The sequence below is a fragment of the Phaeobacter sp. JH20_02 genome, from assembly GCF_048056915.1.
In the GTDB taxonomy this organism is placed as follows: domain Bacteria; phylum Pseudomonadota; class Alphaproteobacteria; order Rhodobacterales; family Rhodobacteraceae; genus Phaeobacter; species Phaeobacter bryozoorum.
On sequence record NZ_JAYMVP010000022.1, the window covers coordinates 278,651 to 304,610 of the forward strand.

Genomic DNA, 25,960 nt, shown 5'->3' on the forward strand with positions numbered 1-25,960 from the left:
TCTATGAAAGCGACACATATTTTGGCCTCGGCCCTGGCCGTCGTGCTGGCAACAGGTCTGGCAAGTGCCGATGAAACCCGCATCGACCGGCAGATTGCCGTCACCGGGGACGCACGTATCGCGGTCACGCCCACGCTGGCAACAATCACGCTTGGCGTGACCGAAGAAGCTGATGAGGCCGCGCTGGCCATGTCGGCCGTCTCGACCAAGATGGTGGAGGTCGTCGATGAGTTGAGAGCGGCCGGCATCGCGGCTGAGGATATGCAGACCCAGCAGATCTCGCTCAACCCGGTCTGGTCGCAGGATCGCAGCTATGATGACGGGCGCCGCAAGATAACCGGGTTCTCGGCGTCAAATACCCTGGCCCTCAGGATCCGCGATCTGGATCGCCTGGGCGAGGTGCTTGATCAGGTGCTGAGGGTCGGCGCCAATGATTTCCGCGGGCTTAGCTTTGGTGTGGCCGATCCAGCCAAGGTGCAGGACCAGATCCGGGGGGCAGCGGTAAAGGATGCCCTGCGCAAGGCGACCCAGCTCGCCGAAGCCGCTGGGGTCGAACTGGGGCCGGTACGGTCGATCCATGACCGCGAGACCGGCGGTGGCCAGCCGATGATGGCGATGGAGATGGCCCGCAGCGCCCCTATGCCGATCGAGGCCGGCGAGCTGAGCTTTAGTCACAGCGTGTCGGTTGTCTACGATATCACATCCACCGACGCCGACTAACCACATAACAAAAAGGCCGGGGTAACCCGGCCTTTTTCATGTTTTGGCAGTGCCGTTGCCCTAGCTGGTGGCGGCGGTCAGCGCCTGATCCAGATCGGCGATCAGGTCTTCAGCATTTTCGATCCCGATCGAGACACGCACGACATTGGCCCCGGCGCCGGCGGCTTCCTGCTGTTCCGGCGTCAGCTGACGGTGGGTGGTGGAGGCCGAGTGAATGATCAGCGACCGGGTATCGCCAAGGTTCGCGACATGGCTGAAAATCTCGAGAGAGTTCACCAGTTTGACACAGGCGTCATAGCCGCCCTTGACCGCAAAGGTGAACAGCCCGCCGGTGCCCTTGGGATAGTGCTCCTTGGCACGGGCGTGATATGGCGACGAGGGCAGCCCCGCATAGGTCACATAATCAACCCGCGGATCCTGTTCGAGCCAGGACGCAACGGTTTTGGCGTTCTCGCAGTGGCGTTCCATCCGCAGGCTAAGGGTTTCGACCCCCATCAAGGTGTAATGCGCGGCCTGTGGGTTCATCGTCATGCCGAGGTCACGCAGACCGATGGCAATCCCGTGGAAGGTAAAGGCCAGCCCGCCAAAGGTCTCGTGGAACTTCAGCCCGTGATAGGCCGGTTCGGGCTGCGACAGCGACGGGAATTTGTCATTTGCCGACCAGTCGAATTTGCCGGAATCGACAATCACGCCGCCGGTGACGGTACCATTGCCGGTCAGGTATTTCGTGGTGGAATGCACCACCAGCGTCGCACCATGGGCAATTGGATTGCAGAGGTATGGCGTGGCAGATGTGTTGTCGATGATCAGCGGCACGCCCGCCGCATCTGCAACATCCGCAATCGAGCGGATATCGGTCACATAGCCGCCGGGGTTGGCGACCGATTCCCCGAATACGGCCCGTGTATCGTCATCAATTGCGGCAGCAACCGCATCCGGGTCGTCAAAATCGACAAATTTCGCTGACCAGCCAAAGCGTTTGATGGTCTGGCTGAACTGGGTGACGGTGCCTCCATAAAGGCGCGTCGATGCAACGACGTTACGGCCCGGGCCCATCAGCGGGAACAGCGCCATGATCTGTGCTGCGTGGCCGGAAGAGCAGCAGACCGCGCCGACGCCGCCTTCCAGGGTCGCAATGCGCTCCTGAAGTACGGCGACCGTGGGGTTGGTCAGGCGCGAATAGATAAAGCCAACTTCCTGCAGATTGAACAGGGCGGCGGCGTGATCTGCATCGCGGAACACATAGGCCGTGGTCTGGTAGATCGGTGTCTGCCGCGCACCGGTGGCCGGATCGGGCTTGGCGCCCGCGTGAATCTGCAATGTGTCGAACCCGTAGCTTGGCGCTTCAGACATGGATGTGCTCCCCTTGGATGGTCGAATACGTCTCGCGCGTAAGAACACTCCGCCACGGCGCGTAAGGCAAGGCGCAATTTGGACGCGCCTCTTGATCGGTGACGCCGGGGCCGATTGAAACAGCGCTGCCTGGCCCTTGGTCCTGATCCGGGGCTGCCAGCGGCGGCGCCGGTTATCGCATCCAGAAGCCTGCGGATTTGATCCGATTGCGCAGGGCCTGCTCCTTGCGAGGCAGGTTGTCGCGGTCAAACATCGCGCGCAGCTTGGCACCGCGCCCCTGGTAGATCATCCGTTTCATCGGCTCATATTGCTTCAGAACTTTCTTGATTTTGTTTGGGCTTGCCACGGTCTCCAGCGCGTCGACAACGGCGTCGCTCTCGCGCGCATATAGCAGCGGGAAGCTGCGGTAATGGCAGCTGGTCACCCCGTCGAGATATCCCTCCGGCAGCGTGTCGCGGCCACCGCCCAGGCTGTGGATGACAAGGGGCAGGGCGATCTGGTCCAGCCAGGGGTCAAGTGACTGCCCGATCAGCGCCATGGGCAGGTCGTCGCGGATTGATGTCGCATAGTCGAGAAACCGGCGCCCAAAGACCTGCGGACAGGCACCATAGAAATAGCCGGCATTGAAGTAGAGATAGCGGCGCCAGAAATTTTCAGGCTGGCTGAGATCGAGGCTGCTGTCAAAATCCAGATCGAAACGGGCATAGAGCGCCCGCCAGATTCCTGTCATGTCGGGCCCATAGAGCGTGGGCTTCGGCCAGGTGCCTTCGCGCCGCAGCGATGCCGAGGGCCGACCAAAATCAAACGGCAGCTGATCAATCGGACCGGTGATCAGCGTATCACTGTCAAAGAAGACAAAAGGCTGCCCCTCAGGAAGCGCCAGAAGCGCCTCGATCTTGTTCCCATAGGGGTAGGCCTGACCAAAGACGTCGGACTGAAATGGCAGGAGTTGCGCCCCAAGCATATCCAGCGCCTGCAAGACCGGCTGGCTGCGGATGCTCGGGTCCTTGTGCCACTTGGGTCCAGGCTGCGGAACCGCCACATAGAGCCGCCCGGCAAAATCGGGAGCATAGTGTCGCAGAGAGGCGGCAAACAGCACCGCCTCATATTGCAACCGTCCGGCCTGTCCGATGATCATGATGTTGAAATGGGGATCGGTCATGTTGTGGCGTCCGGTTTTCTGGCGATGCGGTGTTCATATACTTTCGACACGTATGCGACATCCCCTGCAATGCGGTTGCGGCCATGATCATATATTTCCACCACCGCTGCCAGTAGGTCTCTGGAGAGATTGGCATTTGCTGCCTGACCGCCTGCCTGTCGAACCAGCAGGCGCAGGTTTCGCCTGAGCGCTACTATTTCGTCAATGCGCCTGCAAGGCAGGGCTTCAGCGGCCTCCTGTCTGACCACGACGAACACTGCGCCGATCGCTACGAGAGGGCACGGGCTCTGCTGCGAAATTGACGCCGCGAAATTCTCGGGTGGGTGACGAATTTTTCGTCTTGCACCCTCCATCCAGAGACGCTATTTCGCTGCGCAAGGCCCCTATAGCTCAGCTGGTAGAGCAACTGATTTGTAATCAGTAGGTCCGCGGTTCGAGTCCGTGTGGGGGCACCATTTACCTGACATCGCTGGTATGATCGATTGATTTGCGCTCTTTGCAGTCGCAATCAGCTGATGGGGTGCTCTCAGGCGACCTTCGGTCATGACGTGGGTCTTTCCGGCCCTTGCACTGCGGGCTGGCCTTTTTGGTACAGGACCTATCCGATCCACCGCCACCGCGCAGGGTAATCGACCTGACTGTGTCAAGAGGCCAGCGTGACTGTATTAAGTCATCCGTCATTATTTGACTGCAATTTAACGGTAGGGACGAATCGGTTAGCAGTGATGCAGTCAGGTGAGGCTTGTTTTCACGCTTGGGCGTAACCGAAGGGACAGCGCCAAAGAAACACGGGAAGGAGGATGCGTTTGTTTTCTTTATCGCCAGACCTCGTGAACTCCGTGTCCAGTCAAAACCAGCTTGTGCGCTCGGATCTTCCGTCGCGGTTTGCCTCCATCAGCCTGGTCTCGCTGTTGTCGCTCTACTTCCTGTCGTTTCAGGCCGTCGCGGTGGTCTATGGCGCCTATGTCCTTGTCGAAGTTGTTGGGCTGCGGGTCTATCGCAGGCTGATATCTGAGGTGACGGTCCGCAACACGCTGCTGTTTGCCGGCTCCGCATTCGTCGGAGTCTGCGTCTTTAACTCCCTGTCATTGCTGTTGTTTCTGCACCCGGAACCCTTTCCGAAACTGATGGGCGCAATGCTGCTGATCATCGCGCTCAACCACTGTGTTGTTGCGCGGTCAGCCTGGCTTCATTTCGGTATCATCACGGCGGTGCCGATCATCTGCACGGTTGGCTATATGATCAGCGCGACGCTGTCCCGGTTTGCCAGTGCGGGAGAGATGGTCATAGCAGCGGTGGTCGCCCTGCTGGGGGCCGCCTACATGCTTCATGCCATGTGGGTGCAGCACCGGCTGACCGCCCGCCTGCAAGAGGCCCTGCGTGCGGCAGAAGCTGCAAGCCGCGCGAAGAGCCGTTTCCTCGCAGCGATGAGCCATGAGATCCGCACACCTTTGAACGCGATCTGCGGCATGTCCGAGCTGATCGAGGAGGAAAACTCCGGCTCTGAAACGCTGAGGGAGCAGACGCAGCTTCTGCGCAAATCGTCGCAGGCGTTGACCGGCATTCTTGATGACGTATTGGATCACGCCAAGATCGAGTCCGGTCAGTTCGAGCTGAACCTCGCGACAGCGGTCCCGGGCGAAGAAATCTCCAGTGCCGTTGAAATGTATCGCGCACGGGCGGATGAGAAGGGGCTCAGGCTTCATATCAGATTGGAGCCGGGTATTCCCGACTATGCCGAATGTGATGCGCTGCGCCTGCGTCAGGTGATCGGAAACCTTGTTTCGAATGCCGTGAAATACACCGAGGCTGGCCATGTCGAGGTCGTCGCCGATATCGAAGAGTTCGAGGGGCGTGCGATGCTGCGTGTCGCGGTGTCTGATACCGGACGTGGCATGACACCCGAGCAGAGCGCCAAGCTGTTCACGGATTTCTATCGTGCCATCGACAAGGCTGCACCAAATGTGCCGGGCACCGGTCTGGGCCTGGCGATCGCCCGCCATCTGGCACGCATCATGGGGGGCGATATCACCGTTCGGACCAGCCCCGACTGGGGCAGCTGCTTTACCTTTTTCTGTCCGATAAAAAGCCTCGACCCTGCGGAGGTTGAGACCCTTCAACAGCCGACAACCGGTAGCGAGATCAGCGATCTCGGGGGGCTGTCGATCCTCGTGGTGGATGATACCGCCTCCAATAGAATGGTCGTTCGCGCCTTCCTCAAAAACAGCAACGTCCAGATCACAGATGCCGAAAATGGCGTCGAGGCGCTTGCCTGGCTTGAGCAGAACCCGGTTGATCTTGTGCTGTTGGACATGAAGATGCCGGTCATGGACGGTCGCGAAACACTGACCGAAATGCTGCGGCGTGGTGGACGGATCGGGGCCACTCCGGTGATCATGCTGACAGCGAATGCGGCCCCTGAGGAGCAGGAGCTGTTTTTGCAGCTGGGTGCGGCCAGTTACCTTGCCAAACCTGTCAAGAAATCGGTTCTACTGTCGGAAATTCGCAAGATAGCGATGCCGTCGTTAACTCGCACGGTCTGATCGGCTCTCACACCGACAAGAACCGTTCGTAAAAAGAAGTTCAACCCACAGGAATTAATTCAAAATTTACGATTGCCGGATAGGTTGAGTCAAATTTTCGATAAATTTGCAGAATGCACGCCCGCGGGCGGCAGGAACAGCTGGCCGGATCGCGGATGCAGTCGACAGATATTACATTTGATAATTTTGGGGAGACCGGCGCGCTCTTTACCGAGCTTTTGCGTGCGCGCTACCGTCATTTCGTCAAGTTACGGCGCTGGGATCTGCCCAATGTGCGTGGATTGGAGTTCGACCAATATGACACGCCCGAGAGTATCTACTGTGCAGTTCACGACGGGATGGCTGTTCTCGGCGGCTTTAGGCTGACCCCCACAACAGCGCAATGTATGAACACCAGCTATATGTTGCGGGATGCGCAGCTGGGCCTGCTGCCGGGGCTGCCCTCCAATGTGCTGGATGACGCCGCGCCACAGGATCCGGGGATCTGGGAGGTCAGCCGGTTCTTTGTCGAAGACACTCTGGGAGCCCGTGAGAGAATGCGGGTGCGGCGGCTGCTGGAACAGGGGTTTGCCCGTTTCGCCCGGGATTGGAATATTGATACGTTCTTGTGTATCACCTCGGTGACGGCGGCGCTGCTCATGCGCAGGGCCAGCCTCTCGATAAGCTCGGCAGGCCCCCGGTTCGAAGCGGGTGGAGAAGTCTGCCAAGCCTACCACCTTAGCGTCGTTGCAAAAAGCCAGCGCAGCGATGCGGCGTGAATGCGCAGGGCGTCACGCGTGGGTATTCCGTTATCTTAGCAGATCTGATGGTCACGGCGATCCAGTGAGTTGCGCCCGGTCTGTGCCATGGCAATACTCAACTCGTCGCTGAGCGCCTGCCAAAGCTGGGTCAGTCCGGATTCTCCTTTTGCAGCAATCGCAAACTGCAAAATGCGGCCCAGAAATACAAAATCAGCCCCCATGGACAAAGCTTTCAGGACGTCTTCACCCGACCGGAGGCCGCTGTCGTAGAACACCGGGAATTCCGGCCCCAGCGCGGCCCGGATCTTCGCGAGCATCTCGATCGGGGTAGGGGCTGCCTCAAGTTGCCGGGCGCCGTGGCTGGAGACTTGAATGGCATCGACGCCCGCGGACACCAGCGCGCGGGCGTCTTCAACGTCCAGCACGCCCTTTATCACCAGTTTGCCGGGCCAGAGGTCGCGCAGCCGTGCCAGCGTGTCCCATGTGGCGCGCGCCCGGCTTTCGGTGCGGTCGAAGTCATAGCCTTCCATCAGAAAATTCGCCATCACCGGCTTGCCCTTCAGCAGCGCCGTCAGCGACCAGCGCGGGTGCAGGGCAAAATCGAGGAACTGCCGCGGGCCGATGCGGAACGGCATTTTGAAGCCATGGCGCAACTCGCGCGGGCGGCGGCCCACCTCGGGCACATCCACCGTCAGCACCAGCGTCTGGTACCCGGCTGCGCGGGCGCGCTCCGCCAGTTTGAAGGTGCCGGTGCCGTCGCCGCTGAAATAGAGCTGGAACCAGGCATAGCCCTCCGCCGCCTCCAGGATAGTCTCCAAGGGGGTCGAGGCAACGGTCGAGACCCCATGCGGCACCCGGTGGCGGGCGGCCAGCCGGGCCAGCATCAGGTCGGCGCCGGGGGCGGCGAGGTTGCACATGCCCATGGGGGCAATCCCGAAGGGCCGGTCCGCCTCGGCGCCGAAGATGCGGACCGCCAGCGAGCGCCGGCTGACATCGCGCAGGATGCGGGGCCGCAGGGTGATGGCATCCAGGGCCGCACGGTTGCGCGCCGCCCCGGTTTCCTGCCCGGCGGCCCCGTCGATATAGTCAAACACCATCCTGGGCAGCCGCCGCCGGGCCAGGCGGCGGGCGTCCTCGGCCGAATGGATGGCGCCTGCACCCATCAGTCGGCCACGGCCTTCATGAAGCGGTCGCGGATTACCACCGGGTCCATCGTGATCACCGGCATCTTGGCGTTGCCGCTGTCGCATTTGACGACCAGTACCGTGGCCTCGCCGCTGGCCAAAGCCTCCTCCAGCGCAGGGCCGGTGTCCTTGTCCTGCACCTCCACCACCCGGGCGCAGCCGGCGGCGCGTGCCATGCCGGCCAGATCGGTGCGCTGGCTGGTATAGGTCGGCTGATCGCCGGTGGAGCCATAGGAGCCGTTGTCGATAATCATCAGGATATAGTTGCCGGGCGCGTTGTTGCCGATGGTGGGCAGGGTGCCGAGGTTGGTCAGGATCGAGCCGTCCCCGTCGATCACGATCACAGGCTTCGGCTGCGCCAGCGCCAGCCCCAGCCCGATGGAGGACGCCAGCCCCATGGTGCCCAGCATGTAGAAATTGCTGGGCTGGTCGTCGATGGCGTGCAGCTCTTGCGACGGAATGCCGATGTTGCAGACCACCAGTTCGTTGCGTAGGATCGGCGCGATCTCTTTCAGGATTTCGGAACGGATCATTGGTCGCCATAGCCTCCCCAGAAATTGGCGTCGGTCAGGATGGCAACGGGTTTGTTGCACATGAAGGTGTATTTCAGGATGTTGTCCAGCTCCTCGACATCTTTCTGCCAGTGGAAGTGGTATGTCGGGATGTTGAGCTGCGCCAAGAGCGCTTTGGTATGCACCGCCATTTCGACCTGGCAGGCCACCGGCTCGCGCAGCTCGCCGCGGTAGGAGATCAGCATCGGCAGCGGCATCCGGTAATACTGGATCAGCGTCGCCAGCGTGTTGATGGTCACCCCGATGGCAGTGTTCTGCATGATTATGGCCGGGCGCTTGCCGCCCATCCAGGCGCCGGCGCACAGCCCCATGCCCTCATCCTCCTTGTTGGAGGGGATATGGAAGATGTCGTCGCGCTGGTCGATCTCCTCGATCACCCCGGCCAGCTGCTTGCAGGGCACGGTGGTGACGAAGGAGACGCCGTTGGCCGCCAGATCGTCAGCGATCCTCTTGTCGATATTCATGGTTGGTTGCCTTTGCTTCGGGGGTCTTGTTTCGCTGGGTCAGGAGGTGCGGCAGACATGCACCGCGCAGGGCGCGTGGCGGACCACGCGGGCAGCCGTCGAGCCGAGGAAAAAGTCGCTGAGACCCGGTTTGTGGGAGCCGACGACGATGCAGTCCATGCCATGCTGCTGCGCGTATTCGACAATGGCGCGGTAGGACCGGCCCTTGACGATTTCTGTCGATACATCGCCATGACCTGCGGTTTTCTTTGTCAGCTGCAGACGGGCGTTGGCCAGGCCTTCGCGCAGGGCGTCCTCGTCGAGGTAGGTGCTGACGGATCCCTGTGGTGCCTCATAGACATGCAGCGCCGTGATCTGCCCGCCGGGGTTGCACAGGGTGGCGGCGGCCTTCAGCGTTGTCCCCGACACCCCGTGATCCAGAGCCATGGGAACCAGGATTTTGTCATACATCGTTGCTCTCCGTTTGTTAGGGGCGCGGGCTCAGGCCCAGGGGTCGAGGATGATCTTGGGCGCCGCCACCGCGCCGCTGCGCAGATCGCGAAAGGCAGCGGCGCCCTCTGACAGCGGACGCAGCTCAGACCAGCCCAGCGGCCCGAGACGGCCGTCAAAGATCGCCTGCGCGGTGTCGCGGAAATCCTGCGCGGTATAGGTGTAGGTGCCGATGAAGGTGATTTCCTGCAGCGTCATGCGGCGGATATCCAAGCCGCCGGTGTCCTCGCCCAAGCCAACATGAGCAATCACCCCGCCGGGCGCGGCAGTGGCAGAGGCGGCAGTGCGGGTGGCGGCATAGCCCACCGCGTCCACCACCAGCGGCACCATGCCCTGAAACTCCGCCACCGCCTGCTGGCCGCAGCGATCTGTCAGAAAGGCACGGCGCGCGGCGTTGGATTCCTGGATCGTGACGTCCTCCACCCCCATCGCGCGCAGCGCCAGCGCCGCCGCCAGCCCGATGGCACCGCCGCCGATCACCAGCGCGCGGCGTTCGGTGTCCGGGTGCAGCGCCTCCAGCGCCAGCCGGGCGGCGTGCCAGCTGACCGCCAGCGGTTCTGCCAGCGCAGCCTTTGCCAGCGGGACCGCGTCCGGCACGGTCACCAGATTGCGTTCCGGCATCGCCACGAACTGGGCAAAGGCGCCCTCGCGCGGCGGCATGGAGATGATCTGGCGGCTGGCGCAGAGGTTTTCGCGCCCCGATGCGCAGGCCGCGCAGCTGCCGCAGGTGACCAGCGGGTTGATGGTGACGCGGCGGCCTGCCTGCGGCCCGTCCTCGACCACCCCCGCGGCTTCGTGCCCGAGGATCAGCGGTGCGGGCCGGCGGTCGTCATGGCCCAGATAGGCGTGCATGTCCGACCCGCAGATGCCGGAGGCATGGATGCGGATCAGATGCTCGCCCGGCTGGCCCGCGGCCATCGGCACATCGCGGACGGCAAGCGTCTCAACCCCTTCATAAACCAAGGCTTTCATTTCGCGGTGAACCCCCCGTCAACCATCAGGATTTGCCCGGTGACATAGGCCGAGGCCTCCGAGCACAGGAACAAGAGCGGCCCGTCGAGATCCTCCAGCCGCCCGTTGCGGCCGATGCAGGTCTGCGCGGCATTGCGGGCGGCGCGGGCGTCATCCTCGAATACTGATTGGGTCAGCTCGGTCGGGAAGAACCCCGGCCCGATCGCGTTGGCGGTGATGCCGTGGGGCGACCAGGCCTCTGCCATGGCGCGGGTCAGCTGGCCGATCCCGCCCTTGCTGGCGCCATAGGCGATGCCGCCGGGAAAGGCGCGGGAGGTCTGGAGCGAGGCGAAATTGACGATCCGCCCCCAGCCCCTGTCCTTCATCACAGGCACAAACGTTTGGCTAAGGAAGAAGGGCGCCGAGAGGTTCAGCGCCAGGGTGCGGTCCCAGCCTTCCGTGGTCACCTCATCCGCAGGCTGCCGCGTGTTGACGCCGGCCGCGTGGATCAGGATGTCCGGCGCGCCAAAAGGGTCGGTGACGGTGTCCCGCAGTGCCTCCAGCGCGCTGCGGTCCGCCACATCCGCGACCGCGTAAGCCGCGCTTGGTCCGATCTCTGCACAAAGGCTTTCCAAAGCCTCCGCCCGGCGCGCCACCGCGACCACCTGCGCCCCGGCGGCGGCCAGCGCGATGGCCGCGCGCCGCCCCAGCCCGGAGCTGGCGCCGGTGATGCAGGCGGTGCGGCCTGACAGATCGAACAGGGCGCGCGGGTCAGCCATTGGCGGTCAGGTCAAAGGTTTCGTCCGGGAAATACTTGGCCAGCCGCACATCAGCGGCGCGGGCGTGGCCTTCCATCCCTTCCAGCCGGGCAATGCGCGCGGTGGCCTCCGCCACCGGTTTCGAGCCTTCGCGGGTGGCGCGCTGCCAGGTGACGATCTTCATGTATTTGTGAACTGACAACCCGCCGGTATAGCTGGCCGCGCGCGAGGTCGGCAGCACGTGGTTGGTGCCCGCCGCCTTGTCGCCGTAAGAGACCGTGGTCTCCTCACCCAGAAACAGCGAGCCGTAGCAGGTCAGCTGCTCCAGCCACCAGTCCAGATCCTCTGCCTGCACGGTCAGATGCTCGGGCGCGTATTCGTCGGAGCAGGCCGCCATATCCTCGCGGTCTTTGCACAGGATCACCTCGGCATAGTCGCGCCAGGCAGCGGCGGCGTTCTCGCGGTTCACCTCCGGCAGGTCGTCGATCAGCCCCGGCACCAGCCGCATGACGTCCTCGGCCAGGGCGCGATCGTCGGTCACCAGCCAGACCGGCGAGTTATAGCCATGCTCGGCCTGGCTCACCAGATCGGTGGCGACGATATGGGCGTCGGCGGTGCTGTCGGCCAGGATCAGGCTGTCGGTCGGGCCAGCAATCATGTCGATGCCGACGCGGCCGAACAGGATGCGCTTGGCCTCCGCCACGAACTGGTTGCCGGGGCCGACCAGGATATTGGCCTTGGGCAGGCCGAACAGGCCAAAGGTCATCGCCGCAACCCCCTGCACGCCGCCCATCGCCATGATCTTGTCGGCGCCGCAGATATGGGCGGCATAGACGATGGCGGGGGCCACGCCCACGCCGGGGCGCGGCGGCGAGCAGGCGGTGATGTGCTTGCAGCCCGCCACCTTGGCGGTGGTCACCGTCATGATGGCGCTGGCGATATGGCTGTAGCGCCCGCCCGGCACATAGCAGCCCGCCGCATCCACCGGGATCACCTTTTGCCCGGTGATGAAGCCGGGGCAGATTTCGGTCTCCACGTTCTGCATCGTGCTTTTCTGCAGCTCGGCAAAGCGGCGCACGTTGTCGTGGGAAAACCGGATGTCGGCCTTGAGCTTCTCCGGTACCTGCGCGCAGGCGGCTTCGATCTCCTCTGCCGTCAGCAGGACGTTACCCTCGTATTTGTCGAACTTCGCGGCATACTCCAGCGCCTTGGCATCGCCGCCGGCCTCAATGTCGTCCAGGATGCCTTGCACGATCTTATGGGTCTCGGACGCGTCCGACTTGGGGGTCAGGGCCGCCTTTTTCAGGTATTCACGGGTCATGTCAGAGGGTCCTACTTGTAAATATCAGGAAGCAGCGTGGTCGAAATCGCGGGGATATAGGCGATCAGCAGCACCACGATCAGCATGGTCAGCACAAAGGGGATGGCGCGGGCGGCGATCTTGAGGATGGACTCGCCGGTGATGCCGGAGACGACAAAGAGGTTCAGGCCCAGGGGCGGGGTGATAAAGCCGACCCCCAGCGCGGTGATCATCATGATGCAGAACTGGATTTCGTTCATGCCGATGTTGTCGGCGAGCGGCTTCAGGATCGGCGCCAGGATCACGATGTTGGGGGTTGTCTCCATCACGCAGCCGGCCGCAATCAGGATGCAGATCATCAGCAGGATCAGCACAGAGGGGTCATCGGTCAGCCCGGTCACAGCCGTCACAAACCCCTGCGGCACACCCATGATCGCCAGCGCCTCTGCCAGCGGCGCGGAGAAGGCGATGATCGGCAGGATCACCCCGTTGACCTTCGCAGAGCTGACCAGCATCGCGGGGAAATCCGCCAGTTTCAGGGTGCCGAGGACAAAGCCCATCAGGATGGTGACGACCACTGCCGTGGCGCCGGCCTCTGTCGGGGTCAGGCGGCCTGAGAAGATGCCATAGAAGATGATCCCCGGCACGATGAAGGCATACCAGCCGGATTTCAGCGACTGGCCCAGATTGCCCAGCCATTCACCGAACCCCATGTTGCCGCCGGTCTCATAAGTGTAAAGCCGGTTCATGATGATATTGGTGACCAGGATCGACACCAGAATGGCAATCCCCGGGATCAGCGCCGCCAGGAACAGGGTGGAGGCGGAAATGCCCAGCACCAGACCGATGATGATATAGGCGATGGAGGGCGGGATGAGGATGCCGGTGCAGGCACCCGCAGCCACCAGCGCGCAGGCATAGGGGCGGGGGTAGCCGCTTTCGACCAGCCGGTTGATGGTCATCCGTCCAACGGCGGCAGCACCGGCCGCATCGGAGCCGGAGATCGCCGCGAACATGCCGCAGACCAGCACCGTGGCCGAGCCGAAGCCGCCCCGCGTCCAGCAGGTCAGCGCCTCTGCCACATCCAGAAATTTCTTGCTGAGGCCGGTGCGCACCAGCACGTCGCCGGTCAGGATGAACAAAGGCACCGCGGTCAGCGCAAAGGCATCAATGCCGGTGAACAGGCTTTCGCCTATGGCGCTCAGCGGCAGGTCGCCCGACATCACCAGCATGGTGATCGCCGCCGCGCCGATGGCGGCCCAGACCGGTACCGCCAGCGCAATCAGCGCCACGAACATGATCACCGGCAGGTAGAAGTCCCATCCAAGTTCGACCGTTTGATTGAGTGAATTCCACAGCATCGCTTAACGCCCCTCAATCAAACAGCTTGTCGCCTTCGAAGACGGGGGTGCCGTCGCGAAGGCTGCGCCAGTCGCGCAGGAAGGATTGCAAGAGCCGCCAGACCATCAGCGCAAAGCCCACAGGCACCGCCATCAGGAACCAGACCATCGAAATCCGCAGCCCGTGGCTGACCGATCCGAACTTGGCGGAGACCAGAACCGTCTCGAATGACCAGTAGAGCGCCACCAGCGCCACGATGAACATCACCAGATCGCCAAAGATATAGAGCAGCGCCTTGGGCCGTGGGCCGAGGTAGTGCATCAGCACATCAATGCGGATATGCGCACGTTCCTTGACCGCGGCGGCGGCACCGATCCAGGCCAGGTAGATGAAGGAATAGCGGACGATCTCCTCGCCCCAGATCGAGGAGAAGGCAAACAGCTCGCGCCGGATCACCTCGATTGCCATTGTGATGACCAGCATCACATAGAACACCAGAAGCAGCCAGCGCTCCGCGTTCTTGTCGATCGTTCGCAGGATCTGCATTGCTGTTCCCGTGGTTCAGGCGCACCCCCGCAACCAGCCCGGGAGACTGTTGCGGCGGCGGCTGTTGGAATAAGGACGGGCGGGGGGCTACGCGATGCCCGCCCGGTCCGGCTCAGGCGTCGTGGACGAAGTATTTGCCCTGGGTGCCTGCGGCCTCCTCCAGCTTGGCGAAATTGTCCATTGAGCCTGCCAGCTCGGTCTTGAAGGAATCCCATTCGCTGCGCTGATAGCCGCCGGCCTCTTGCCATTCGCCCAGCTGATCGTCGCTGAGGCTATGGAATTCGACACCGGCCTTGGTCAGTTCCGCCATCGCATAGGCGCGGGCGGAGGGCACTTTGGACAGGTTCTGATGCGCGGTCATTTCAGACCCCCACATCACGCCCTCCTGCACATCGGCGGGCAGTGAATTGAACCATTCCAGATTACAGGAATAAACTTGGCTGTCCGGCACCGCCTGGGTAAAGGTTACATGGCTGAGAATATCCTTGAAGCCAAAGACATAGAGCGCCCCGACCGATGGATCGAGCGCATCCGCCACACCCTGTTTGATGGCCGATGGCGTCTCGCCCCAGGCCACTGGCGTCGGATTGGCACCGACCATGCGGTAATACTGCTGAAGCATCTTCGAGCCTGGCACCCGGAATTTCACCCCGGCCATGTCACCGGGTGACATCACCGCGTTGCCACCCTTGCGCACCGCCACCACACGGGGGTCGATGTTCACATAGAACAGCGCCTTGAACCCTGCGGCCTCCACTTTCGGATGCACCTCCGAGTTCCAGAAATCTGAGGTCACCAGATTGGTGAACCGCTGGTTGGAACCGCAGAGATAGGGCATGTTGATCAGGTCTACGGTAGAGGCAAAGGGCGCGAAATTTGACAGCGAATGCTGCGCCGCCTGGATGGTGCCGCCCTGTACCTTCTGCACCAAAGCGCCGCCTGCGCCGAGCTGCCCGCCGGGGGCTAGCTTCACGTAGACCTTGCCGTTGGTGGCGTTCTGGATGTTTTCCTTCAGATCCAGCTGCATGATCGGATAGCTGCGCGACGCCCCCAGCACATAGGCGGTTGCCACGGTCATGATATGCTCGGCCGCACCCTCACGTTCCTTTTCCTCCTTGGCGGTTTGCGCAACCGCCTCAGTGGACCAGAGCACACCGCCAGCACCTGCGACCATCGCCGCAGTAAAAGAGCCGGTCGAGGCCAGTTTCAGAAAATTGCGGCGCTCCGCAGATTTGAGGCCATCCTTGCCATTGGTCATTGTCTTCCTCCCTTGGAAATCCGTCAGCTGCCGTTTTGATTTTTCTGGTCAGCCTCTCGTTTGAGAATTGCCGCCACAAACAGAATGGAAGCTGCAAACAGGACCACCATTTCGCCGACATCGCTCAGGAAGCCGCCGCCGCCAAACGCGCCGAGGGCTACATTGGCAAAGAACACGACAAATACGCAAACAGACGCCATCAGAAACATCGCAAGATCCCGGTTTGTATCTCAACATCATTTGTAAGCGCTTACATCAATAATGCAAGCGCTTACATTGGCGGCTGGCAGCTGCCCCGATTTATGCTAACATACGCCAAAGACATGGCAGGTAAGACATGGGAAAAATCCCCTCAGCTCCAACACTTAACGATGTTGCCAAGGCGGCGGGCGTTTCCACCGCGACGGTGTCGCGCTGCCTGAATTCACCTGATCGGGTGATCAAGGCAACCCGCGACCGGGTGATGGAAGCGGTCGAATCGCTGGGGTACACGCCAAATTTCGCCGCGCGGGTGATGGCTGCCAAACGCAGCTTCACCATCGGGGCGATCATTCCCACCATGGACAACGCGATCTTTGCCCGCGGCCTGCAGGCATTTCAGGACCAGCTGCGCGAGGATGGCTATACGCTTCTCGTCTCCAGCTCCGCCTACAGCCCAGACGTGGAGGAGGAGCAGATCCGGGCTTTGGTTGCGCGCGGGGCCGACGGTCTGCTGCTGATTGGCCATGAACGGGACGAGAAGATCTACCAGTATCTTGCGAAACATCAGGTGCCGGTTCTGGTGGCCTGGTCATATGCGCCCGACCTGCCTCAGATCTCCGTCGGCTTCAGCAATACCGGGGCCATGTATGAGCTGGCGCAGGCGGTGCTAACGGCGGGCCACCGTCGCATCGCCATGATCTCGGGTATCCGGCAAGGCAATGACCGGGCACAGAACCGCGTCAGCGGGGTCCGCGATGCCCTCCAGGCGCAGGGCTGCGATCCGCAGGCGCTGACATTGATCGAAACCCCCTATGAAATTGAAAAAGGCGCCAGGGCATTTGCTGAGTTGATGGCCCGTGATCCTCGTCCGACCGTGGTCATGTGTGGCAATGACGTTCTTGCAGTCGGTGCGCTGGGCGAGGCGCATCGCCTTGGCATCGCGGTGCCGCAGGATGTCTCGATAACCGGCTTTGATGATATTGAACTGGCGGAGATCGTCAGCCCACCGCTGACGACGGTGCATGTTCCGCACCGTGAAATGGGGCGCAAGGCGGCTCAACAGCTGATCGCCATGGTTGAAGGCCGCTCCGACGGTCAGTCGATCTGCATCAACACAGCTGTTGTCAGACGGAACTCCCTGGCGCCGCCGCCTGCCGAATAGGGCTGCCGTCGAATCTGTGATACCGCGCGGTTTGGAAACAGATCTGCGGCGTCGACCATCGGGGCAGGGGCCGGCGACCACCGGTCCTAGCGACGGCGCAAAAAAATCTGTTGCCATCGGCCGGTCTCTCATGGTCCAACTGCTGCACGACCCTGGCAATAAAGGCATTGCGCGCTGCTGTCCGGGTGAGCGGAGCCTTCTTCTGCTCAAAAACAGGCCGCCCCGCTGGCCTGTCGCGTGCAACTGGCTCCCTTCATGTGACCAAAGGCGGCGCGCCGCCATAGCCAAGGACAGAGCCATGCTGCACAACGATCAACTGGACCAATGGGACCGCGACAGTTTTTTCCACCCTTCCACGCATCTTGCCGAATTTGCCCGTGGAAACCTGCCGCAGCGGGTGGTGACCGGCGGCAGTGGCTGCCATATCGAGGATCGCGATGGCAATCGGATGCTGGACGCCTTTGCGGGGCTTTACTGCGTCAACGTCGGTTATGGGCGCCCTGAGATTGCCGAGGCCATCGCCACCCAGGCCCGCGATCTGGCCTATTACCACTCCTATGTCGGCCATGGCACCGAGGCCTCGATCACCCTCGCCAAGATGATCATGGACCGGGCGCCCGATCACATGTCGAAAGTCTATTTCGGCCTTTCCGGGTCCGACGCGAATGAAACCAACATCAAGCTGATCTGGTATTACAACAACATCCTCGGCCGCCCGGAAAAGAAAAAGATCATCTCCCGCTGGCGGGGCTATCACGGATCCGGGCTGATGACGGGGTCGTTGACCGGGTTGGAGCTGTTTCACAACAAATTCGATCTGCCGCTGGCGCAGGTGGTGCATACCGAGGCGCCATATTACTTCCGCCGTGCGGATCGCAGCCAGAGCGAGGCCGATTTTGTCGCCCATTGCGTAGCTGAGCTTGAGGCGCTGATCGAGCGTGAGGGGGCCGACACCATCGCGGCCTTTATCGGTGAGCCGGTGCTGGGCACCGGGGGCATCGTGCCGCCGCCTGCCGGGTACTGGCCCGCCATTCAGGCGGTACTGGAGCGCCACGATATCCTGTTGGTCGCGGATGAGGTGGTGACAGGTTTTGGCCGGTTGGGCACGATGTTCGGCTCTGATCACTACGGCATGCGACCCGATCTTATCACCATCGCCAAGGGGTTGACCTCGGCCTATGCGCCGCTGTCGGGCTCTATCGTGTCAGACAAGATGTGGCAGGTTCTGGAGCGCGGCACAGATGAGAACGGCCCGATTGGTCATGGCTGGACCTATTCGGCGCATCCCATCGGCGCCGCCGCTGGCGTGGCCAACCTCAATCTGATCGACCAGCTCGGACTTGTCGAAAACGCCGGTGCCATCGGCGCCTACCTCAATGATGAGATGCGCAAGGCGCTGGGAGACCATCCCAATGTGGGCGACGTGCGCGGCGAGGGGATGCTCTGCGCGGTGGAATTCGTGGCCGACCGCGATGATCGCCGTTTCTTTGACGCCAGTGACAAGATCGGACCGCAGATCGCGGCCAAACTGTTAGAGCAGGACAGCGTGATTGCGCGGGCGATGCCGCAGGGGGATATCCTCGGCTTTGCGCCGCCGTTCTGCCTGACCCGGCAGGAGGCAGATCAGGTGGTCGCGGCAACGCACCGGGCCGTCACTGCGGTTCTGGGCTGAGGGCAGGAAGGGAGATACAAAATGGTCAAGCCAAATACCCCGTTTGAGCAATCCGAATACCAGCAGCGGCTGGCCAAGACCCGGGCCGCCATGGCTGCCGCCGGTCTGGATGCGCTCTTTGTCACCGATCCCTCCAATCAGGCCTGGCTCACCGGCTATGACGGCTGGTCCTTCTATGTTCATCAGGGGGTGATCGTCACCCATAACGATGATCCGATCTGGTGGGGGCGGCATATGGACATGATGGGGGCCCGCCGCACCTGCTGGATGGCTCAGGACAGGCTTCTCGGCTACGGCGATCACTATGTTCAATCAATCGACCGCCATCCGATGCAGGATCTGGCCGAGCGGCTGCGCGCGCAGGGGCTTGAGGGCGCCCGCATCGGTGTCGAGATGGAGAATTACTACTATTCAGCCAAGGCACATGCGGTACTGGCGGCAGAGCTGCCTCAGGCCGACCTTCAGGACGCAACCGGAGTGGTCAACTGGCAACGGCTGATCAAAACCGAGGCTGAGCTGACCTTCATGCGCAAGGCCGCGCGGATCACCGATCGGGTGATCCAGACCGCCATCGACCGCGCCGAACCCGGGGTGCGCAAAAATGATCTGGTCGCGGATATTATTCATGCGGGCATCACCGGCGTGGGCGACGACTGGGGGGATTATCCCGCCATCGTGCCGCTGACCCCTTCGGGGTTGGATGCCACCGCAGCGCATCTGACCTGGGACGGCACCCCGATGCGCGCGGGCGAGGCGACGTTCTTTGAACTCTCCGGCTGCTATCGCCGCTACCATGCGCCACTGTCGCGCACGGTCTTCCTCGGCACTCCTCCGGCGGAGATGCTGCGAACCGAGGCTGCCCAGATCGAAGGCATCGCCGCCGGAATCGAGGCGGCGCGCGCAGGCAATCGCACCTGCGACATTGCCGATGCCTTTATGGCGGTGATGGCCAGACACGGCATCGAACGCTCTGGCCGCATGGGCTACCCGGTTGGCCTGTCCTACCCGCCGGACTGGGGCGAACGAACGGCGTCGATCCGCAGCGAAGACACCACCGTGCTGCAACCGGGCATGGTGTTCCACTTTATGCCGGCGCTTTGGATGGACAGCTGGGGGCTTGAGACCACCGAAACCCTGCTGATCCGCGACACCGGCGCCGCCGAACCGCTCTGCACAGTGGAGCGGAAACTGTTCATAAAAGGATGAGCCGGTGATTGATGAGACCACCCGGATCCTGTCGGATCTCATTGCCTTTCCAACGGTCTCGGCTGACAGCAATCTGGAGATGATTGCCTATCTTGCCAACCGGCTTGAGGACTGCGGCGCCAGTGTTGATGTGCTGTTTGATGCCAGCGGTCAGAAGGCAAACCTCTTCGCCACGCTTGGCCCGGACGCCGATGGCGGGATCGTGCTGTCAGGCCATAGCGATGTGGTGCCGGTGACCGATCAGGACTGGAGCAGTGACCCCTTCACGATGGTGGAGCGCGACGGGCGGCTCTACGGACGCGGCACCTGCGACATGAAAGGTTTCATCGCGGCGACCCTCGCCATGGCGCCGCAGTTCGCCGGGCAGATCGGCAAGCGTCCCCTGCATTTCGCCTTTACCTACGACGAGGAGGTGGGCTGCGTCGGTGCCGGTCATCTGGTTCAGACGCTGCGCGACCGCGAGATCAGGCCACGACTGGCCCTGATCGGTGAACCGACAAGTATGCGCATCATTGAGGGCCATAAGGGCTGCCACGAATACACCACACGTTTTCAGGGACTTGAGGGTCACGGGTCGGATCCGTCACGAGGGGTCAATGCGGTGGAATACGCGGTGCGCTATGTCAGCCGCCTGCTCGATCTGCGCCTGGATTTGCAGCAGCGTACCCCGCCGGACAGTCGATTTGATCCGCCCTGGACCACGCTGAACATCGGTGCGCTCAACGGTGGCAGCGCGCATAATGTCATCGCATCAAAGGCGCAGGTCGATTGGGAGATGCGTCCGGTCCAGCAGGCCGACGCCGACCATGTGAAGGACACGATGGCACGCTATTGCCACGATGTTCTGCTGCCTGCCATGCGCGCGGTCTACCCCGAGGCCAGCATCGACACCGAGGTGGTGGGAGAGGTGGCAGGGCTGGTCCCCACCACGCGGAATGAGGCCCGCGACATCATGGCGGAGCTGCTGGGCAGCAAGAGCGCGGATCTGGTGCCCTTCGGCACCGAGGCGGGCTTGTTTCAGGCGCTGGGTATGGATGTGGTCGTCTGCGGGCCAGGGTCCATCGCGCAGGCGCATAAGGCGGATGAATACCTCGCCATTGACCAGCTCGGGCAATGCCTCAGCGTGCTGGACCAGCTGGCAGCGCGGCTGGCGGACTGACGCCAGCCCGCGATCGAAGCACCGGCATCACGGCGGGGGTGCCAACGCCGATTGCAGCGCGCGGTATGATGCCTTGGGGGTGCGGGTTAGCGTGTCGAAATCCACATGTATCAGCCCGAACCGTTTCTCATACCCCAGCGCCCATTCGTAATTGTCCAGAAGCGACCACAGGAAATAGCCCTGCACCGGCACGCCATCCGCAATGGCACGGCGCACCGCGTCCAGATGGTCATCGACAAAGGCAATCCGGGCGTCGTCCGGCACGGTGCCATCTGTCACCATATCCGCGTTGGCCATGCCGTTTTCGGTCACGATCAGCGGCAGATCTCCCGTATAGTCGCGAGCCGTCCGGGTCAGAAAATCATAAAGCCCCTGCGGATAGATCTCCCATCCCATCTGGGTCTTGGGCAGCGGGCCATCGACCTCGGCGTAATGGGGCCAGGCGCCGCTGCCCGGAGCAATCAGCTTACGGGTATAGTAGTTGAGGCCGCACCAGTCGACGGGGGCTGAGATGGTGGCAAAATCATCCTGCCAGCCGTGCGGCAGATGCGGTTCCAGCCCTTCCAGTGCCAGATCCGGGTAGCGCCCGTGAAAGGCACCGCCAAGGAAAAAGCCATTGTAGATCGCATCATAGCGCGCAGCGGCCTGCCGGGCGACCTCGCTGTTGTCGGCGGGGGCTGCCCATTCCAGATTGAACACGGCGCCAAGGTTCTCCATGCCAAGGCCGCGCATCGTTTCGATGGCGGTGCCATGGGCTACCATCACATGGTGCATCGCCCGCGCCGTTGCCCGGATATCACGCAGGCCGGGCGCATGATGGCCAAGGAAATGCGACAGCCAGCCTACGCACCATGGTTCATTGATCGGCGCCGCGGAATACATCCGGTCGCCAATGCGGCCCATGATGACCGCGGTAAAGTCGCCAAACCATTTGGCGATATCGGCGTTGCGCCAGCCTCCCATATCGGCCAGCGCCTGAGGCAATTCCCAGTGGTAGAGCGTCACGCAGGGTTTCAGCCCCCGCTCCAGCATCGCATCCGTCAGCCGGTCGTAGAAATCCAGCCCGTCGGGGTTGGGTGTGCCACGCCCCTCGGGCAGAACCCGCGCCCAGCTGGTGGAGAACCGGTAGCAGTCAAACCCGGCAGCCGCCGCCAGATCCAGATCCTCAGCGTAGCGGTGGTAATGATCGCAGGCGCGCTGGCCGTGCTCGGCTCGCACTACATTGCCGGGGGTGGCGGCGAAACTGTCCCAATGGGTCGCCCCGGCGCCGCCAAACCCGTGTCCTTCGATCTGATAGGCCGAGGTTGCCGCGCCAAAGAGAAAACCCTCGGGGAAGTCCTGGCGGCTGTTGCGTAACATGGCGGCTCTCCTGATTGGATGGTGCGGGCAGCGGTGAGCCTAGCGCGACGGCGCAGGCCCGGTGGAGCGGCCAACCGTCAGCTGCGCTTCCAGCAGGCGTGTCAAAGGGGCGTCACCCGGATCGCGGATCTGCGCCAGCAGCAGGTCGGCCAGCTGTCGGCCGGCCTCCTGCACAGAAGAAAGCGTCGCGGTGAATTGCGGCAGCTCATCGCCATTTCGCAGATAGGAGAGATCATCGTCATGGGTGATCACCGAAATATCGCGCCCCATCTGGCGCCCCGAATCCTCAATTGCGCGGCGCACACCCATCGCCGGGATGATCGACGACACCAGATAGGCGGTGGGCGGATCGGCCATGGCCTGAGTGTGTACGACGGTGCGGTGACCGTAGCTCTCGGTCATTTCCTCGGCAAACATCAGCGCGGGATCCAGGGGGATGCCCGCTGCGGTCAGCGCGCATTCGTAGCCTGCGCGACGACGCCATGCGAAATCCATGCTCTCCAGACCATTGACCAGACAGATCCGCCGATGCCCGAGATCGAGCAGGAATTGCGTCGCCCGTTCAAAGGCGCTTTTGTTGTTCACATCCAGCCAGCTGTACGGCCCCTCCAGATCGGAGGCCCGGCCATGCACCGCAAAAGGCAGGCCAATATCGCGCAACAGTGCAATCCGCGGGTCCGACATGCGCGGCGCATGCAGCACGATGCCATCGACGTTCCGCTTCGCCGCCATCTCGCGATAGGCCTTTTCCTGTTTGCTGTCCTCGACCAGCGACAGCACCATGTCATAGCCGGCCTTGGCGTAGCTCTCGCCCGCTCCGGCGATGAAATCGCCAAAGATCGGGTTCACCATCTCATGCTGCGATGACAGCGGAATCACATGGCCGATGGCCATTGCCCGCCCGGTTGCCAGCGCCTTGGCGCGGGTGTTGGGGCGGTAGTTGTGCTGCTCCGCCGCCGCCGCAACCCGCCTGCGGGTGGCTTCGCTTACTTCGGGAAACCCATTCAACGCACGGCTGACCGTTGTCTGTGACAGGTTCAGATGGGCGGCCAGTTCCTTCAGATTCATACGGAAAGTCTCCAAAGCGCTTTGATATTTCGGGCGCATATCGCAACGCAGTGCTCATGCTCAGGTAGTTATGGCAGGGGTGAGGTGAGGCTGGCAAGGGTCGTTTGAATTAAGAGATAAGAGGTGTTTCTTGGTAAATTGTTGACAGCGCCGCGCGAATCTAGAAGTGTAGCGAAATCCAAAGCGCTTTGGATAACCGGATCAAACAGGATCTGGCAGGGCGTTGTGATTATCGGGAGGAAATATCATGAAACGCAGGCTTACTGCCGCTGCGGGCGTGTTGGCATTGACAGCCGGACTTGCGCAGGCCGACGGGGCGCTGACCTTTCCGGTCGGTGAGGGAGAGTTCAACTGGGACAGCTTCGAGGCGCTAAAGGCGACCGATCTTGCCGGTGAACAGCTCACCGTCTTCGGACCCTGGCTTGGCCCCGATCAGGCACTGGTCGAGAAAGTGCTGGCCTATTTTGCCGAGGCTACCGGCGCCGATGTGCGTTACACCGGCTCCGACAGTTTCGAACAGCAGATCGTCGTGGACGCCGAGGCCGGCTCCGCACCCAACATCGCCGTCTTCCCGCAGCCGGGACTGGTGGCGGACATGGCGCGGCGCGGCTTTATCTCGCCTCTGGGCAGCGACACCGCTGACTGGGTGCGTGAAAACTACGCCGCTGGCGACTCCTGGGTCGATCTCAGCACCTTCAAGGGGCCGGATGGCAACGAGGATCTCTTTGGCCTGTTCTACAAGGTCGATGTGAAATCCCTTGTCTGGTACGTGCCTGAGACCTTTGAGGATTTCGGCTACGACGTGCCGCAGTCGATGGAAGAGCTGAAGGCGCTGACCGATCAGATGGTCGAGGATGGCAATACGCCCTGGTGCATTGGTCTGGGGTCCGGTGGCGCCACAGGCTGGCCTGCGACTGACTGGGTCGAGGATATGATGCTGCGCACCCAGGACCCGTCCGTCTATGACCAGTGGGTCAGCAACGAAATCCCCTTCACCGATCCCCGCGTCATCGGTGCGATTGAGGAATTTGGGCATTTCGCCCGCAATGACGCCTATGTTTCGGGCGGGGCAGGGGCGGTGGCCTCCACAGATTTCCGCGACAGCCCCAAGGGCCTTTTCGCCAGCCCGCCGCAATGTCTGATGCACCGTCAGGCGTCCTTCATCCCGGCCTTCTTCCCCGAAGGCATCGAGGTGGGGCTGGATGCGGATTTCTTCTACTTCCCGGCCTATGAGGAAAAGGATCTGGGCAGCCCGGTTCTGGGGGCAGGTACCCTGTGGTCGATCACCAACGACAGCAAGGGCGCGCGCGCCTTGATGGAATTCCTGAAATCCCCCATCGGACATGAGGTCTGGATGGCGCAACAGGGCTTCCTGACCCCGCACAAGGGCGTCAACACCGACCTTTATGCCACTGATACGCTGAAAAAGATGGGCGATATCCTGTTGTCCGCAGACACCTTCCGCTTTGACGCATCGGATCTGATGCCCGGCGCGGTCGGCGCGGGTTCCTTCTGGACAGGCATGGTCGGTTACGCTGGCGGCACCCCGGCAGAAGAGGTCGCGGCCGAGATCCAGTCCTCCTGGGATGCTTTGAAATAAGTCACAGGTGCGGGCTGCCTCTACCCGGTCGGCCCGCACCATTTGCAGTTTTCCCATCGAAGATCCGCGCCGATCTGCCCGCCTGCGTTGCTGCCGGGGGCTGATCTGCCCACTCCACCCCACCGCGAAGGGAGTTTCCCATGCACCCAGCCATTCAGGGCCTGCTCACAATCGCCTTTGGCGTCGGAGGGTGTGTCGGCTATTTCTACTTCTCCAATCTGGTGCTGGACCGGGTGATCTTTCCGGCACGCGGTGCGCATATCGCCCGCAATATCCGCCGCGCCAACATGATCCGACCCTGGCTGTTCCTGTTGCCCGCCTTGCTGGCGCTGGGGCTTTATCTGGCCTATCCGGTGGTCGAGACGCTGCGCCTTTCTGTCAGCGAACGCCTGCCCGGTGGCGGATCTGAATTCGTCGGCCTTGCCAACTACCAGCAGATGCTGGCCGAGGCGAAATTCTGGGAAGCGCTCAAGAACAATTTCCTGTGGCTTCTCGTGGTGCCTGCCGCCTCGACCGCCTTCGGCCTGCTGGCCGCACAGCTGACGGACCGGTTGGCCTGGGGCAATATCGCGAAGTCGCTGATCTTCATGCCGATGGCGATCTCCTTTGTCGGGGCTGCGGTGATCTGGAAACTGGTCTATGACGCCCGCCCCGAGGGCACCGAGCAGATAGGCGTTCTGAACGCGCTCTACATCTATTTCGGCGGCGACGGGCCGATGCAGTGGCTGACCATCCCGTTCTGGAACAACTTCTTCCTGATGATGGTGCTGATCTGGATCCAGACCGGTTTTGCCATGGTGATCCTCTCCGCCGCCCTGCGCGGCATCCCCGAAGAAACCGTTGAAGCCGCCATCGTGGATGGGGCCGGGCCGTTTCAGATCTTCTTCAAGATCAAGGTGCCGCAGATCATGGACACGATCGTCGTCGTCTGGACCACCATCACCATCGTTGTGCTCAAGGTCTTTGACATCGTCTTTGCCATGACCAACGGCCAGTGGGAGACGCAGGTTCTGGCCAATTACATGTACGACAAACTGTTCCGCGCCAATGACTGGGGCGTCGGCTCCGCCAGCGCCATGGTCATCATGCTTCTGGTCCTGCCGATCCTGGTCTGGAACGTCTACAACGCCCGCCGCGAAATGCGCTGAGGAG

At 62.1% G+C, this 25,960-nt stretch carries 24 protein-coding genes and 1 tRNA gene; 10 read left to right on the top strand and 15 right to left on the bottom strand.

What is annotated here, in order from left to right; translation table 11 throughout:
• Nucleotides 1–3: 3 nt before the first annotated feature.
• Entirely contained in the window at nt 4–720 is a 717-nt protein-coding gene (locus VWY34_RS08090; protein WP_416544038.1) for an SIMPL domain-containing protein, read from the top strand.
• Nucleotides 721–780: 60 nt separating this feature from the next.
• Here the strand turns inward: VWY34_RS08090 and VWY34_RS08095 are convergent, their stop codons facing one another.
• Both VWY34_RS08095 and VWY34_RS08100 read right to left on the bottom strand, forming a co-directional pair.
• On the bottom strand, nt 781–2,073 hold the full coding sequence (locus VWY34_RS08095; RefSeq protein ID WP_416534734.1) for an O-acetylhomoserine aminocarboxypropyltransferase/cysteine synthase family protein: 1,293 nt from the start codon (nt 2,071–2,073) through the stop codon (nt 781–783).
• A 172-nt stretch (nt 2,074–2,245) separates the two neighbouring features.
• Nucleotides 2,246–3,235 (bottom strand): hypothetical protein, encoded by a 990-nt coding sequence (locus tag VWY34_RS08100; protein WP_416544039.1) that lies wholly within the window; start codon nt 3,233–3,235, stop codon nt 2,246–2,248.
• Nucleotides 3,236–3,614: 379 nt separating this feature from the next.
• On the opposite strand from VWY34_RS08100, the gene VWY34_RS08105 reads away from it, so the two are divergent.
• From VWY34_RS08105 to VWY34_RS08115, 3 genes are all read left to right on the top strand, one after another.
• Nucleotides 3,615–3,690: transfer RNA gene (locus VWY34_RS08105), tRNA-Thr, on the top strand.
• 384 nt (nt 3,691–4,074) lie between these two features.
• Nucleotides 4,075–5,778: an ATP-binding protein gene (locus VWY34_RS08110; protein ID WP_416544040.1), complete on the top strand. Its 1,704-nt coding sequence runs from the start codon at nt 4,075–4,077 to the stop codon at nt 5,776–5,778.
• A 113-nt stretch (nt 5,779–5,891) separates the two neighbouring features.
• Nucleotides 5,892–6,536 carry an acyl-homoserine-lactone synthase gene (locus VWY34_RS08115; RefSeq protein ID WP_416544041.1) on the top strand — a complete coding sequence of 215 codons (645 nt, stop codon included), beginning with the start codon at nt 5,892–5,894 and terminating at the stop codon, nt 6,534–6,536.
• 35 nt (nt 6,537–6,571) lie between these two features.
• On the opposite strand, the gene VWY34_RS08120 is transcribed toward VWY34_RS08115, so the two are convergent.
• From VWY34_RS08120 to VWY34_RS08170, 11 genes are all read right to left on the bottom strand, one after another.
• Nucleotides 6,572–7,681 (bottom strand): alpha-hydroxy acid oxidase, encoded by a 1,110-nt coding sequence (locus VWY34_RS08120; RefSeq protein WP_416544042.1) that lies wholly within the window; start codon nt 7,679–7,681, stop codon nt 6,572–6,574.
• Nucleotides 7,681–8,235 (bottom strand): sulfopyruvate decarboxylase subunit beta, encoded by a 555-nt coding sequence (gene comE, locus VWY34_RS08125; protein ID WP_416534739.1) that lies wholly within the window; start codon nt 8,233–8,235, stop codon nt 7,681–7,683. The genes VWY34_RS08120 and comE overlap by 1 nt, the downstream gene beginning before the upstream one ends.
• A complete protein-coding gene (gene comD, locus VWY34_RS08130) occupies nt 8,232–8,738 on the bottom strand; it encodes a sulfopyruvate decarboxylase subunit alpha (RefSeq protein ID WP_027256510.1) in 507 nt (168 codons plus the stop codon). Before comD ends, comE begins: the two co-directional genes overlap by 4 nt.
• A gap of 39 nt (nt 8,739–8,777) precedes the next feature.
• Nucleotides 8,778–9,188, bottom strand: coding sequence for a universal stress protein (locus VWY34_RS08135; protein WP_416544043.1), 411 nt, complete (start codon nt 9,186–9,188; stop codon nt 8,778–8,780).
• Nucleotides 9,189–9,218: 30 nt separating this feature from the next.
• Complete coding sequence (locus tag VWY34_RS08140) at nt 9,219–10,199, bottom strand: alcohol dehydrogenase catalytic domain-containing protein (protein ID WP_416544044.1); 981 nt, start codon at nt 10,197–10,199, stop codon at nt 9,219–9,221.
• Nucleotides 10,196–10,957 (bottom strand): SDR family NAD(P)-dependent oxidoreductase, encoded by a 762-nt coding sequence (locus VWY34_RS08145; protein ID WP_416544045.1) that lies wholly within the window; start codon nt 10,955–10,957, stop codon nt 10,196–10,198. The genes VWY34_RS08140 and VWY34_RS08145 overlap by 4 nt, the downstream gene beginning before the upstream one ends.
• A complete protein-coding gene (gene hisD, locus VWY34_RS08150) occupies nt 10,950–12,257 on the bottom strand; it encodes a histidinol dehydrogenase (protein ID WP_416544046.1) in 1,308 nt (435 codons plus the stop codon). Before hisD ends, VWY34_RS08145 begins: the two co-directional genes overlap by 8 nt.
• Nucleotides 12,258–12,268: 11 nt before the next feature.
• Nucleotides 12,269–13,597: a TRAP transporter large permease gene (locus VWY34_RS08155; RefSeq protein WP_340544842.1), complete on the bottom strand. Its 1,329-nt coding sequence runs from the start codon at nt 13,595–13,597 to the stop codon at nt 12,269–12,271.
• Nucleotides 13,598–13,610: 13 nt separating this feature from the next.
• Complete coding sequence (locus tag VWY34_RS08160; protein WP_340544843.1) at nt 13,611–14,123, bottom strand: TRAP transporter small permease; 513 nt, start codon at nt 14,121–14,123, stop codon at nt 13,611–13,613.
• A gap of 112 nt (nt 14,124–14,235) precedes the next feature.
• Nucleotides 14,236–15,381 (bottom strand): TRAP transporter substrate-binding protein, encoded by a 1,146-nt coding sequence (locus tag VWY34_RS08165; RefSeq protein ID WP_416539260.1) that lies wholly within the window; start codon nt 15,379–15,381, stop codon nt 14,236–14,238.
• Between the two features lie 23 nt (nt 15,382–15,404).
• Entirely contained in the window at nt 15,405–15,590 is a 186-nt protein-coding gene (locus VWY34_RS08170) for a hypothetical protein (protein ID WP_416544047.1), read from the bottom strand.
• A gap of 128 nt (nt 15,591–15,718) precedes the next feature.
• Here VWY34_RS08170 and VWY34_RS08175 point away from each other — a divergent pair, with 128 nt between their 5' ends.
• From VWY34_RS08175 to argE, 4 genes are all read left to right on the top strand, one after another.
• Nucleotides 15,719–16,744, top strand: coding sequence for a LacI family DNA-binding transcriptional regulator (locus tag VWY34_RS08175; RefSeq protein WP_416544048.1), 1,026 nt, complete (start codon nt 15,719–15,721; stop codon nt 16,742–16,744).
• Between the two features lie 298 nt (nt 16,745–17,042).
• Entirely contained in the window at nt 17,043–18,416 is a 1,374-nt protein-coding gene (locus VWY34_RS08180; protein ID WP_416544049.1) for an aspartate aminotransferase family protein, read from the top strand.
• 21 nt (nt 18,417–18,437) lie between these two features.
• A complete protein-coding gene (locus VWY34_RS08185) occupies nt 18,438–19,622 on the top strand; it encodes a M24 family metallopeptidase (RefSeq protein WP_416544050.1) in 1,185 nt (394 codons plus the stop codon).
• Nucleotides 19,623–19,626: 4 nt separating this feature from the next.
• On the top strand, nt 19,627–20,781 hold the full coding sequence (gene argE, locus VWY34_RS08190; RefSeq protein ID WP_416534750.1) for an acetylornithine deacetylase: 1,155 nt from the start codon (nt 19,627–19,629) through the stop codon (nt 20,779–20,781).
• Nucleotides 20,782–20,808: 27 nt separating this feature from the next.
• Here the strand turns inward: argE and VWY34_RS08195 are convergent, their stop codons facing one another.
• Both VWY34_RS08195 and VWY34_RS08200 read right to left on the bottom strand, forming a co-directional pair.
• On the bottom strand, nt 20,809–22,140 hold the full coding sequence (locus VWY34_RS08195) for a GH1 family beta-glucosidase (protein ID WP_416544051.1): 1,332 nt from the start codon (nt 22,138–22,140) through the stop codon (nt 20,809–20,811).
• 39 nt (nt 22,141–22,179) lie between these two features.
• Nucleotides 22,180–23,208 (bottom strand): substrate-binding domain-containing protein, encoded by a 1,029-nt coding sequence (locus VWY34_RS08200; RefSeq protein ID WP_340544854.1) that lies wholly within the window; start codon nt 23,206–23,208, stop codon nt 22,180–22,182.
• Between the two features lie 247 nt (nt 23,209–23,455).
• Between VWY34_RS08200 and VWY34_RS08205 the strand changes: the two genes are divergently transcribed.
• Entirely contained in the window at nt 23,456–24,808 is a 1,353-nt protein-coding gene (locus VWY34_RS08205; RefSeq protein WP_416544052.1) for an ABC transporter substrate-binding protein, read from the top strand.
• Nucleotides 24,809–24,948: 140 nt separating this feature from the next.
• Nucleotides 24,949–25,956 (top strand): carbohydrate ABC transporter permease, encoded by a 1,008-nt coding sequence (locus tag VWY34_RS08210; RefSeq protein WP_260102984.1) that lies wholly within the window; start codon nt 24,949–24,951, stop codon nt 25,954–25,956.
• Nucleotides 25,957–25,960: the final 4 nt, after the last annotated feature.